General features: G+C 48.5%; 9 protein-coding genes. All 9 read right to left on the bottom strand.

Annotation, left to right across the window (positions count from 1 at the left end; genetic code table 11):
- Positions 1–7 precede the first annotated feature (7 nt).
- Positions 8–1,699 carry a histidine kinase gene (locus A8806_RS24595; RefSeq protein WP_109733814.1) on the bottom strand — a complete coding sequence of 564 codons (1,692 nt, stop codon included), beginning with the start codon at positions 1,697–1,699 and terminating at the stop codon, positions 8–10.
- Entirely contained in the window at positions 1,696–3,234 is a 1,539-nt protein-coding gene (locus A8806_RS24590; RefSeq protein ID WP_109733813.1) for a response regulator transcription factor, read from the bottom strand. Before A8806_RS24590 ends, A8806_RS24595 begins: the two co-directional genes overlap by 4 nt.
- A 41-nt stretch (positions 3,235–3,275) precedes the next feature.
- Positions 3,276–4,103 carry a carbohydrate ABC transporter permease gene (locus A8806_RS24585; RefSeq protein WP_109733812.1) on the bottom strand — a complete coding sequence of 276 codons (828 nt, stop codon included), beginning with the start codon at positions 4,101–4,103 and terminating at the stop codon, positions 3,276–3,278.
- On the bottom strand, positions 4,096–4,962 hold the full coding sequence (locus A8806_RS24580) for a carbohydrate ABC transporter permease (RefSeq protein WP_109733811.1): 867 nt from the start codon (positions 4,960–4,962) through the stop codon (positions 4,096–4,098). The genes A8806_RS24585 and A8806_RS24580 overlap by 8 nt, the downstream gene beginning before the upstream one ends.
- Positions 4,963–4,986: 24 nt before the next feature.
- A complete protein-coding gene (locus tag A8806_RS24575; RefSeq protein WP_109733810.1) occupies positions 4,987–6,282 on the bottom strand; it encodes an ABC transporter substrate-binding protein in 1,296 nt (431 codons plus the stop codon).
- A 13-nt stretch (positions 6,283–6,295) separates the two neighbouring features.
- A complete protein-coding gene (locus tag A8806_RS24570; protein WP_109733809.1) occupies positions 6,296–8,437 on the bottom strand; it encodes a hypothetical protein in 2,142 nt (713 codons plus the stop codon).
- A gap of 1,048 nt (positions 8,438–9,485) precedes the next feature.
- Positions 9,486–11,183 carry a [FeFe] hydrogenase, group A gene (locus A8806_RS24565; RefSeq protein WP_109733808.1) on the bottom strand — a complete coding sequence of 566 codons (1,698 nt, stop codon included), beginning with the start codon at positions 11,181–11,183 and terminating at the stop codon, positions 9,486–9,488.
- A 12-nt stretch (positions 11,184–11,195) separates the two neighbouring features.
- Positions 11,196–13,082 (bottom strand): NADH-quinone oxidoreductase subunit NuoF, encoded by a 1,887-nt coding sequence (nuoF, locus tag A8806_RS24560; protein ID WP_109733807.1) that lies wholly within the window; start codon positions 13,080–13,082, stop codon positions 11,196–11,198.
- 2 nt (positions 13,083–13,084) lie between these two features.
- A complete protein-coding gene (locus A8806_RS24555) occupies positions 13,085–13,558 on the bottom strand; it encodes a complex I 24 kDa subunit family protein (protein WP_109733806.1) in 474 nt (157 codons plus the stop codon).
- Positions 13,559–13,650: the final 92 nt, after the last annotated feature.

The following is a 13,650-nucleotide window of genomic DNA, read 5'->3' as shown; positions in this document are numbered from 1 at the left end:
CCTCTTCTCACACTTTTTCTCCAGATTTACATCTGAGTGGAATGAAAATTTTAATCCTTGTCCCTTCCTCCCATTCACTTTCGATCTGAAGCCCGCTTTTTTCTCCATACATCAGTTTCAGCCTCTGATGGACATTCTTAAGTCCGAAACCGCCCTCATGGATATCTTTCTCGCGGATTTCCTCTGATTCCAGTTCCTTCATAAGCTCGTTCAGTTCCTCCGGCAGCATGCCCGTCCCGTCGTCCTCCACACACAGGACAAGTCCGTCACACTCCTGATAAGCAGATATCTGTATATGCCCCTTCCTGCCTGCATCACGGATTCCGTGGTAGATACTGTTTTCTACAAGGGGCTGGAGAATAAACTTCATGATTTTTATGTCCTTCAATTTTTCATCGACAGAGACATCCCATGTGATCTGGTCAGGAAAACGAATATTCTGGATTTCCAGATAGCACACTGCATATTCTGCCTCCTTTTCCAGTGTCACAAATTCCTGTCCGTGGCTTAAGCTGATCCTAAAAAAATCAGACAGCGCAATCACAAGCTCCTCACTCTGTACATCATGGTTCTTCCGCGCAAACATGCTGATGGAATCCAGCGTGTTATAGAGAAAATGCGGGTTGATCTGGTACTGCATGGCCTTTAACTCCAGCAGGCGCTGGTTGGTCTCCTCACGCCTTATCTTTTCTACCAGCTCCCCGATTTTTTTTGACATCCTGTTCATCGTTTCCGCAAGCTGCCCGATCTCATCCTCACCGCTGACAGGCACCTCTGAACGCATATTGCCTTTTCCGACCTGTTTCATGGCATTCCTGATATCTGAAATGGGTTTTGTAATCCTGCCGGAAAGATAGATGACCATACACACACTAATCACAAGCAGTACCATCAGCTCCAGTGAAAGGATTTTGAAAATCAAATAAATAGAGGCATAGGCCTCGTTCTTATCAATCCAGGTTTTCAGCCTCCAGATACCATTGTCCCGGGAGCTGATAATATACTTTTTATCTGAAAGCGTGTCCCCGTCACCAACAGAAGATAGCCTGAAATTGCCGTCCACACTCTCCAGGCGGTAATTCTGTGTGTCTTCCAGAAGAAACTGGCCGATCCGGTCCACAAAGAGGCTTTTGTCAATCACCATGCAGACTGCACCAATCTTCTGCGTCAGATCCGTTGTATTATTGTTCACAATCCGGTACACAACGATGCTGCTGTCATTAAAATCTGTAAACCATACGGCGGATGCATCTTTTCTGCCCTTTAGATCCTCCTTTGACTCCAGATACCCGGACACCGCATTATGGGAAAGGTTGCTGTACATCCTCCCGTAATTGTCGATCAGGTAAATGGACCTGATCGCGCTGTCATAATCCGTATAAGACAGAATCCGGTTCCGCATCTCTGCCGTCATGGACGGCACATAGTTCTGGCTGCTGTTATCTGCGTATCTTAAAAACTCCTGTATGTCGGAATCACCAATCATGTTCACCGTATAATTTTCTATCTTCATCTTTGCCGAATTAATTTCCCAGAATGCAGACTCTGTAAACTTTTCCAGATGCTCTTCATACATTTTCGTCAGAGACGGGCGAAGATGGAAAACCGCAAACAAAGCCATAGCCGCAATCTGGAAGACTGCCACACCGATAAAGAAAACCATGATTCTGTTCTTTATGGATTTGAATCTGCGCTTCACGCTTTACTCCTTTCCCGATATTCCTTTGGAGACAGTCCCGTATATTTCTTAAACATCGCGCTGAAATAATTTGCATTTTTATAGCCGGCTTCTCCGGCAATCACATAGCTCTTTTTGTCTGTATGTTCGAGCATCTCTTTCGCTGCGTTCATACGTACCTTTGTGATATATTCAATACAGGTTTCCCCTGTCAGGCTCCGGAAGATTCTGGACAGATAATTGGATGTCAGGGCGAGCCTGTCAGCGAGATAACTCACGGACAGCTCCGGGTTAGAATACTCTCTTTCGACAATTTCCTCTACCTGCCCGGCAATCACTTCCACATATCTTCTTGTTGAACTGCGTTTTTTCTGTATAATCCTCCCGGCCATATCCTGAAAGGACTGCTCCGGTCCGTCAAAATTCCTGATGCAGCTTTCCGTATTCCTGAACTCTTCCAGAACATCGACCCCCATATCATTTGCCGTACGGTTCATGGCGACCAGCAGCTGGAGCAGCATCACCTTTGACTCCTCGACAGGATACCGGGGAGGCATCACTTTCTGGAAAAAAGTCTGGAGGAGCCTCTTGTTTAACGTATCGTGAAACTTAAGCATATCCAGTATCTGTTTTTCATCTGCATATGGATATTCCGATTCGCCCGCACGTTTGGGGGCAATATCGGCAAAATAGAGGTAATACATCTCGTGTATGTCTCGTATGGACTTTGCCGCTTCCACCGCCTCCCTCGCCAGCCTGCCTGCCGTAAGCAGTTCTGCTCCGGTTTTGCTGACGCCGAAACATACTTCCAGTCCCAGATTCTGTGCGATAGACTCCTTCAGAATCTCCAGCTTGAACTGGTACAGCCTTCCCTCCATGATGACAAGTTCGGTCCCGTCATAAGGCATCAGATAGACGACCGCATCACCCAGTATTTCATCCACGATCTGCCTCAAAGCCACCTCCTCTGTCAGACTGGAGTTCTGGTTAAAATAACGGATCGCCACACAGGTGACCTCGCTTTTTGGAAGATAAACCGATGCTTTTCCCGCCCGCAGTTCCATCTGTTCCTTCTCTGCGAAACGTTCTGCCAGCAGGTCGTTCCAGAACTGGTTGCGCAGAACCGGGAGATTTTCTTCCAGCTGTTTCTCGGCAATCGCGATCCAGTCCATGAGCTTCATCCGCTCTGCAATGTCCCTGCGTATATCCGAGAGCACCGACCTCAGTTTATCGGGGGATACCGGCTTTAACAGGTAACGCTTCACGCCCAGCTCCACGGCTTCCTGTGCAAACTCAAACCTGTCATGCCCGGTCAGTATAATAATGTCACACGTCAGGTTCTCCGTGCGTATCATCTTAATAAATTCCAGACCGTTTAAGACCGGCATATAAATATCTGTCAGAATTACATCCACTTTCTCTGTTTCCAGATATTCCAGCGCCTCGATTGCACCCCCAAATAGTACGGGAGGGTCAAACCCTTCTTCCTGCCAGTCCAGCAGGGATACAAGCCCCTCCCGGATATTGTCCTCGTCTTCCACGATCATCATTCTCATAAGATATCCCCCTTTTACTTTTTATACATTTCCGGACTCACTTACCCTTTCACCGCCCCGGCTGTCATTCCCCCTATGATCTTGTCTGTCAGCATGGCATAAATCACGATGGTAGGCAGGATGGAAATCACCATCGCCGCAAATGCATATGCATAATTGGCCTCGAAGGTCGTTAGGAAGGAACGGATCGCCACCTGGATCGTTCTGGAAGCGTCACTCTGGTTCAGAAGATTTGCAAAGAGCAGTTCATTCCAGGAATTGATGACGATGAATACACAGGCGGTGACGATACCGGGTTTTGAAATAGGCAGTATGATTTTCCGGAAAGCCTGTCCCGCTGTTGCCCCGTCTATTTTCGCTGATTCCAGAAGTTCCCCGGGAATCGTCTCCATATATCCGCGCACCACCATCAGGCTCATCGGCAGGTTTACCCCCGCATACACCAGCGCGATCCCGAGAATGTTATCATAGAGCCCGATCTTATTAATCATCACATAGTATGGCACTAAGAATGCATTGGTCGGGATAAACAGGCACATAGAGAAAAGCACGGTCAGGATTTTCCTGCTTGTGAACCTGTATAGCATGGCATAGGAAGCCAGAGTGGCTGACAGAATAGAAATCACGGTTGCCAGAGCCGCCACTGCCACCGTATTGAAAAAATACAATACCATCGGATGGCTTTCCATCACTGCCTTGAAGTTCTCAAGCGAAAGATGCTTCGGCACCGCAAACGGTTCGTTAAAGAGATCCGCATTCGGCCGGAAGGATGAAACAAGCAGCCAGAAAAACGGCACCATCATAAATACGAGCACGGCTGCCAGAAATATGTACATGATTGTACGCTCGGGTGATTTTCTGCTATTCATGGCAGCTCCTCCTTTCTCTTTGAAGCATATTTACAAGTATCATGATTCCGAAACCGAGCAGTACTGTTACCAGACCTGCCACCATCGATATCCCGTATCTGTTGGAGCCGACCATTTCCCTGTAAATATACAGTGAAAGGTTCGTCGTACTGTTCGCCGGACCACCTCCTGTCATCAGGAACGGATATTCAAACGTTCTGAGGCAGAATGCCAGATTCAGCATGATATTCGTAATGATTGCCGGTTTCATCATTGGCAGGTAGACATGGATATCGATCTGGATCCCTGTCGCGCCGTCCACCATCGCGGCCTCTTTCAGTTCCTTCGGCACGGTAGAAAGCTGTGTCAGGAATATGATCATTGTCAGCCCTACATAGAAGATAAACGGAACCTGATTGCAGACCAGTGCGGTCCCCGGGTCATTGAGCCATGCATGCGCCAGTCTTCCCAATCCAATGCTTTTCAGTATATTATTTAAGAGACCTACATCAACATGATAGATAAAATACCACAGAAAGGCAACTGCTGTCGTTGAAATCACATTGGGAATGAAATACATGACTCTCAGAAATTTCCATCCTCTGGGCTGCCTGTTTAAAAGCAGCGCCAGAAGCAGCCCGAAGGGAATGTGTAAAAACAGGGCTGACAGAAGCCAGATAACGGTATTTTTAAATGCCATCCTAAAAACAGGATCTGAGAATATATACTGAAAGTTTGCGAATCCAACGAATGCCTTCGGCCCGAGGCCGTTCCATTCAAAAAAGCTTACATATCCCAGATAACACAGCGGACCTAAGAAGAATGCCAGGATAAGAATTACCGCTGGTGCCATATATAACACTGTCTGCCGTTTTTTCATTGTTTGCCAGCCCCTTTCTTTTTCCTATTGGTTTTCTTTGGACAGCTGTCCGATAAATTCATCCGGAGTCACACTGTCCAGTGCAAGGCTTTCCAGAAGAGACGGCAGTTTTGTATTCGCTGTTGTCGTCAGATTTCTCTGGATATTAACGGTACTTCCCTCAACAACTGAATTCAGGGCAAGATATTCTCCAAGCAGCCCTTCTGTATTTTTTACGTCAGGATCTTCCATATTTAACTTCGGTGACAGGAAAACCGCGCCTTCCAGCGTCAGCTGTTTAACACTTTCTTCGGAAGTGATATACTTCATGAATGCCACGATTGCCTCTTCTTTTTCTGCATCATCTGTTTTCGCCGCAGCCCAGGGTGTCTGTGCATCTGTCACAAGATAATTCTCTGCCACCTTGCCATCTTTGAATGACGGTGCTTTGGCAATCCCGACCTTATCCTGGATATCCGTCAGGGAACCGATCAGCCACGGGCCGTCGATCGCAATCGCTGTTTTACCGGACGCAAAGTTATTCATAGCTACAGAATAGTTTGCCCCAATGGCATCCCCGGTCGTATAATCCCAGAATTTCCTCAGCATCTCAGCCGCTTTTTTCATCTCAGCCGTATCAATGCTTCCGCCCTCATTGAGCGTCTCTGTCCCTGCATAGCTTGCCGCGAGATAAGTAAACAGGTTGCATGTATACCACGCATCGTCTGCTGTATACAGTGAAAACGGAGTGATTCCCGCATCCTTTAAGTCCGCGCATGCCTTCAGGAGCCCGTCCCATGTATCAGGGAATTCGTCGATTCCTGCCTGCGCAAAAAGCTCTTTGTTATAATAAAAAACCGCTCCGGCCTTTTCAAACGGAATCGATGAGATTTCACCGTTCACAGTCAGCGTCTCGAGGTCGCCCTCGCCGAATCTGTCAGCCCACTCGTCATCCATATACTTTGTAAAGTCCATCAGTTTCCCTGATTCCTGTCTGGACAGGTCGTTCGGGTTAAAATTATAATGGAAGATATCCGGGGTCGTATCCGTGGAAATCATCGTCTTTACTTTTTCCTGATATGCCGGGAAATCTGGGTTCACGGTCACTTTTACTTCTATCTTTCCTTTATTCTCATCATTGAACTCCTGAATCAGTTTGTCCAGCGCCGCCCCTCTCTCCGAATCCGTACTCCAGCTGTGGTACATGTTCAGGACAACTGCCCCTGAGTCAGATTTCTCTGCCTTCTGCTGGTCATCCTTCTTGGATGAACCACACCCTGCCAGCATGGAAACCGCCATCGCTGCCGCCAGTAACACACTCAATACTCTTTTTTTCTTCATTACTTTTCCTCCTTCAGTCTGCCTTACGCAGTTCTTTTACATATCTATCCACGCCGTCTATTCCGGCGGAATAAATCCATCCGAGTGTCCCCCATATATCCCCTTTTTGAATCATTCCTTCATCCATTCCCTGTGGGCAGATGCCAAAACCTTCCGGCTGCATCCCGATATCGGTAAATCCCATCTTATCTCCCGGCCAGGACATAATCTGGTGTGCCGCCGTACTGATCCAGTCTGCCATTTTCATTAGAAACGTATCTCCTGCCCTGCGTCCTGTCAAATATAGCTCCCGTATATGGAACAAAGAATAAATATCAACGACGCCTCCGCACCAGATTGAGTTGATTGCTCCCATTCCTTTTGTCCGGAACTTTTTCTCACAGAGAAGGGTTTCCTTTTTCACCGGCGCATTCCAGATATAGTTCCATGTCACGAACTGCCTTGCAGCCGTCACCGCACCATCCAGAAAACGTTTCTCCCCGGTCTGTTCAAACAAATGCCAGCATCCGGCCATCGCATACTGTGCCGCTTCCTTGTCGACTACATTGGGGTTATCCAGCGTACCGCCCTGAAAGAGTTCCTCCCTGCATCCGCTGGAAAGGACATACTCTCCGGCCCTGACAGCCGCCCTTTGATAGCCCTGCCATCTAAATACAATGCTGCCGGCATCTGCATCTTCTCCTTTGCTGCGCAGGTATTCTGCCAGATTGCAGAGGAACACGATAGGAATCGCCGATGCCGCTTTTCTTCCCCGTTCTCTTTCCCGCTCTGCCATCCCCGGGTCCTCCAGCATAAAGACAGGCGTCTCGTCCGGCTCATAAGCCCGGTACCAGGAACCGTCCCCATTCTGAAGAGAGACCAGCAGATCTGCAAACTGTATCACAGCCTCCAGCCACGGTTTCTGCTCACTTCCCTGATCGTGATACCACTTATAGCATTCCAGTACATCGTTCATCGGTTCTGTCATGGTCCGGAGATAATTACCTTTCGCTTCCCTGTAATCCATATAATGGAGCTTAGGTGCCTCCGGATCCCCGAAGGAAAAGAAAGGCTCCTCCTTGCTAAGGTCATAGAGTGAGTAGACCCAGCCATTCTCCAGAATACAGTGATTCAGGAAGAAATCCACCACCTTCCTGCCCCTTTCCACCCATTCGCCGCCTTTGTCCCTTGCCAGTATCAAAGCCGCGTGGTTCTGCCTTCCGGTAAATCCATATTCCAGAATGTGTACATAAGTGCTGTGTGGTATCGTATTAAAGGAAGTCCCAAATCCCGACGGCTCGGAACCATATCCTTTGCGCGGATCAAAATGAAAGAAAAATCCTGCCCCGTCTTCCCCAAATTCCCGGTAGCTCTTCATAAGGCTTGTCTCCCGGCAGATGATTTCCTCCTGTAAAGTAAACGGAAGGCTGACTATCTGGTGTCCTTCATTTTCAAACTCCCCCGCCAGTTCCTGATATCTCTCATACAGGCTGTCGGTAAACGTTCTGTCACAAGTACACTTAATCTCATAATGAAGTTCGGCCTCCCACGCTTCTTCATCCACCGGATAAAAGGCCTGTACAGGCGTTCCCTTCGAATCAAGCGCCACACTGCTGTCCATCTCCTCATAGGGCCAGCGGGCACACAGGAAGTTCTCCCTGCCATCCCGCCACTCATATCCAAGGGAACCGGCCAGGGTCCTGTGCAGAAAACAGGAATCCCCTCTTTTCCTTTCTTCCTCCTGCGAACACTCAGGTGTCCTCGTTCTTGCGAGAGAAACCGCGGTCTGTGTACCTTCCACATATGCCATAACCATCGGTGCCGTCAGCCGTTCCTCCATATAGGTATGTTTCCCTTTCAACCCGGAAGAATACCGGCAGGAAGGAATTCCATACCGCAGCTGCCGTCCCTCATCTAACAGGATATCCATCCCAAATGCAATCCCGCTCTTTTCGCGTCCCGTCCCTGCGCTCTCCTTTTTCCTGATACGCCGGACGATCTTAACACATCCCTCTTCCTGTAAAAAGGCATCCTCAACTGCAATCTCTCTGCCTGATACTTCAATCACATTTTCTGCATGAATCTCTTTCCCGCCTAAAACTGTCTCCGCATAAATCTTCCGTCCATCCCCGTCAGGAAACACCTCATACCAGCTGATGATTTTCAGACTGTCCATCTTACAGCCCCCCTTCTTCGTGTCTTTTCGTTTTTATCTTTTCATGACCCGTTTTCTGTCATCTCTTAAGATATTTCCATTTTACCCCCTCACATCAAACAAAAAAATAAACTAATCAGCACAAAACATTACATTTTTCTTTCATTTTAAAATCACTAACAAAAAAACACCCCCAAAACTATACAAAATCCACAAAAAGAGAACTAGGGGATTTTCTGGGGGGTGGTTGGAGGAGGACGCCTCATAAAAGGGGGATGGGGAAGGGGGCCGGGGGTGGTATGTGGGAGTTCGAAATACACACCGTGTTGTTAACGGATTCTACGAAAAAATGACGTCTGAAATGCAGGCACGGAGAACACATCACAAGAAATCTGATGATTTCTCGCGCTGGGTTCTCCAAAAATATGATTCGGAATCATATTTTTTCCTGCATTGCAGACGTCATTTTTTCTAGTATCCGTAAACACACTTCAGTATTTCGAACTCCCACATACCACCCCCGGCCCCCTTCCCCATCCCCCTTTCATGAAGCTGTTTCATCCAGCCAGCGGAAAAATCTCCGCCTGACGGCGTCGTTCGGCGGCAGCAATGTATCAATTCGCAGGATAAATAGAACCTGGCGTAAGAAGTTTTCAGTTATGGTGTGATATCATTTTAAGTTTATTCTACGGCTTCTGACAGCTCGTTACACTTCACTGGCAGACAGTAAACCTCCGCAAATGATTTTTCGTCCGGTGGATGAACGTGAGGCTGGGGCAAGGCAGACGTGGAAGTTTTGGCTGGGTCTGTGTGGTCTGTTTGGATGCGTAGAATGCACGTTAGAACCACTTATGTTAAAATCGGCCTTTCACAGGGATGCAATCTGTTTTCCAAAACAGATTGTAAGACCACCTGCACCGTTCAATCATCAAGATTGGACGGTAAATGTGGTCGATGCCCTGTGAAAGGCCGATTTTATCATTAGTGGTTCTTCGTAAATGGACAGCATCCAAACAGACCATACAGGCCCTGCCGGAACTTCCGCGGCTGTCTTGCCACAGGCGTCCCCTTATTCACCAGCCGAATACTCATTGTGCAGAAGTTTATGCTCTTTCCCTTTGAGGATTCCGTCGTAGGCTGTCATGACGATCGGGTTCTGGTTTGACAGTTTGATTTGTGCCAGGTTGTCGATCTTGTAGAGTCCTTCCAGTCTTGCTTTCTTTGTTCTTGGTCCAATCGGCACGGGCTGTCCGCCTCCGGCGATACATCCTCTCTTACATGCCATAACCTCTACAAAATCATAGTTCACCTCTCCTGCCTTCATCTGGTCCAGAACCTCGGAAGCGCTCTGGAGCCCGTTTACGACTGCGATTCTGACTTCCCGGTCACCTAACTGTACCTTTGCTTCTTTGATTCCGTCCACGCCGCGCACTCCGGTAAAACTGATTGCTTCCAGATCTTCTACCTTATTGCTGTTCACAAGTCTTCTTAAGACAGCTTCGGTAACACCGCCGGTAACTCCAAAGATTGCCCCTGCACCGGATGCGATGCCGAACGGCATATCCAGTGCTTCTGGTTTTACCTGGGCGAGGTCGATTCCGGCTTCCTGGATCATACGGGTTACTTCTGTGGTCGTGAGTACATAATCCACGTTCTGCTCCCCGTCCGTAAAGTGTTCCGGACGTGTAATCTCCGACTTCTTCGCCGTACACGGCATGATGGAGATTACCATCGTCTTTCTCGTATCCTTCTTAGCATTCATACGTGCCTCTTCTTTAATCAACGCACCGAACATTTCCTGCGGGGAGCGGCAGGTCGAAATGTTCTTCCTGAATTCCGGATACTTCTTCTCGCAGAACTTCACCCATGCCGGGCAGCATGATGTGAACAACGGAAGGTTCTCCCCTGATTCCAGACGTTCCACCAGTTCCTTGGATTCCTCCATAACGGTCAGGTCTGCGCCAAAGTTTGTATCATAAATCTCATCGAAACCAATCCGGCGCAGTGCCGCAACGAGGCGTCCTAATACATTTTCACCCTTCTTGATTCCGAATTTATCTCCAATCGCTACACGGACTGCCGGAGCGATCTGCACTACGACTCTTGTGTTGTTATCTGCCAGTGCCCTCCACACAGCGCCTACATTCTGCTTAATGGTAATCGCACCTGTCGGACAGACTGCACGGCACTGTCCACAGCCTACACAGTCTGTCTGCGCCAGGTCCTTATTAAACGCCGGGGTAACCTGCATCTTGGAACCTCGGAATGCAAAGTCCAAAACACCGAGCCCCTGTATTTCATCACAGGTCCTTACGCAGTCACCGCAGAGAATGCATTTATTCGGGTCTCTGACGATACATTCAGAAGTCATGTCTTTCGGCAGCTGTTTCTTATTATTTTCGAAACGGACCTCCATGACACCCAGCTGTCTGGACAGCTTCTGCAGGGTACAGACACCGTTTTTCGCACATGTTGTACAGTCACGGCAGTGGGAAGCCAGTAAAAGCTCAATAATCATCTTTCTGTGGTGCTGGAGCCGCGGGGTATTTGTGTAAATGACCATCCCGTCTCTCGGTGTCTCTGAACAGGACGCAAATACCCTGCCCCTGTCATCTTCTACCACGCACATGCGGCATGCACCGTATGTAGAAAGTTCTGAATGATAGCAGAATGTCGGCAGATCGATTCCTGACTTGCGGATAACGGAAAGAACATTCTTTTCATTAGTAAAGGCTACCCTTCTATTATTAATTGTCATATAATTCATGTTCGAATCCTCCTATCCTTCCACATGTATTGCGCCAAATGCACACGCACTCTCACAGGCACCGCACTTGATACATTTCTCATTGTCGATGACATATGGTTCCTTGATACGCCCGGTTATCGCGCCAACCGGACAGTTCCTTGCACACTTGGAACATCCCTTGCACCTCTCCGGACTGATGATATATTTACGGAGCGCCGTACAGTTATGGGACGCACACTTTTTCTCCACCACATGCTCTACATATTCATCCCTAAACAGCTTCAGTGTACTTACAACCGGCAGTGCCGCACTCTTGCCCAGACCACACAGTGCTGTCTCTGTGATCGTCGTTGCCAGTTCCTCCAGAAGGTCCAGATCCTCCAGTTTTCCGTTGCCCGCCACAATACGTTCCAGAATCTCAAGCATACGCTTCGTCCCTTCCCGGCATGGCACACATTTTCCACAGCTTTCATTCTGTGTGAAATTCATAAAGAATCTCGCCACCTCTACCATACAGGTGCGGTCATCCATGACAACCAGCCCTCCGGAACCGATCATGGCCCCCATTTTTTTAAGGGAATCGAAATCCAGATTTACATCCAGATGAGGTGTGATGAGGCAGCCGCCTGACGGCCCGCCGATCTGGACGGCCTTGAACTCTCCGTCGCCCTTGATTCCACCGCCGATGTCATAGATCACTTCACGCAGTGTCGTCCCCATCGGGACCTCGATCAATCCGGTGTGCTTTACACTTCCGGTCAGGGCAAATGCTTTCGTTCCCGGGCTGTTCTCCGGCCCGATGCTCTTGAACCACTCTGCGCCTTCTGAAATAATCATCGGAACGTTAGCAAACGTCTCTACGTTATTCAATACGGTCGGTTTCCCGAACAGGCCCTGTTCTACCGTTCTTGGCGGTTTTACACGGGGCATACCCCTGCTGCCTTCGATCGATGCAGTTAATGCGCTTCCTTCACCGCAGACAAAAGCTCCCGCGCCGCGGTTGATATGTAAATGGAATGAAAAACCGGTTCCTAAAATGTCGTCTCCGAGCAGGCCGCACTCTTCAGCCTGGGCAATCGCCAGTTTCAGACGGCTGATTGCCAGCGGGTATTCTGCACGTACATAGATATACCCTTGTGATGCGCCGACAGCATATGCCGCGATCATCATACCCTCGATCATCTTATGCGGGTCGCCTTCCATGATACTTCTGTCCATAAAAGCACCCGGGTCGCCCTCATCACCGTTACAGACAACGTAGCGTTCTTTCTCCGCCTGCCTCGCAACCTGTGACCATTTATACCCTGTCTGGAAACCGCCGCCCCCGCGTCCGCGCAGGTTTGCTTCTGTAATTTCCTGAATCACGTCTTCCGGTTTCATATGGAACAGTACCTTTTCCAGCGCCTGATATCCGCCTGTGGAAAAATATTCCTCGATATGCTCTGAATCAATGTGTCCGCAGTTCTTCAGGACATTTCTCGTCTGCTTCTTATAAAATGGGATGTCTTCCTGCTTCTGATATTCGATTCCATCCTGCTTAAACAATAAATGGCGGATCGGCTCCCCTTTTTCAATTGTCCTGTGGAAGATCGCTTCACAGTCCTCAACCTGTACCTTTGTATACAGGATTCCCTGCGGTTCGATCCGCATGAGGGGACCCATCTCACAGAAACCGTGGCATCCGCTCTTCTTGATGCCGATCTCCCCGTCGCCGTGTGCAATTTCAGGCCCGAAGTGCACCTCCACATCCGGATTTTCTTTGACCAGCTCGCACATTCTGTCATAAATAGCGCCTGAGCCTCCTGCCAGACAGCCTGTCCCTGCACAGATCAGGACTCTGCATTTACTTTTCTCGATTTCTGCTCTGGAAGTTTCACGAACCTTTCCGAGAGCTTCTCTGTTTTCAATTCTTTCCATCTTTAAGCTCCTCTCAATTCACGAACCAGTTCAGCAGCTGCATCCGGGGTCATAGCCGGATAGACCTTGTCATTCACCGTCAGAACCGGTGCGAGTCCGCAGGCCCCGAGACAGGATACTGTCTCCAGCGTAAACATCATATCATCCGTGGTCGCTTTCTCCTTCGAAAGCCCCAGTTCTGTATAAAGTCTCTCCAGAATAGGAATAGACTTGCGGACATGACAGGCTGTTCCGTCACAGACTTTAATGATATACTTTCCTTTCGGTTCGAAAGAAAAGTTCTCGTAAAAAGTTGCCACACTGTAGGCTTTTGCTTCGCTGATCTCTAATTTTCCCGCCACATAACTTAGCAGTTCGGGCGGCAGGTAGCGATACTCTGTCTGAATGTCCTGGATAATCGGGATAAGGGATGCCGCTTTGGCTCCATGCGATTCAATAATCTCATCGGCCTTATCATAGTAGGTCTGTTCTAACATGGGATACCTCCTTCATTTTGTTTACAGAACAAAAAAATCTGCTGTAAATCAACCATTGTATAATATAGTTAAAAAATTATCAATTACGAATA

The organism is Faecalicatena orotica (assembly GCF_003149245.1).
Taxonomy (GTDB): Bacteria; Bacillota; Clostridia; order Lachnospirales; family Lachnospiraceae; genus Faecalicatena_A; species Faecalicatena_A orotica.
This window is presented reverse-complemented; position numbering and strand designations above follow the sequence as displayed.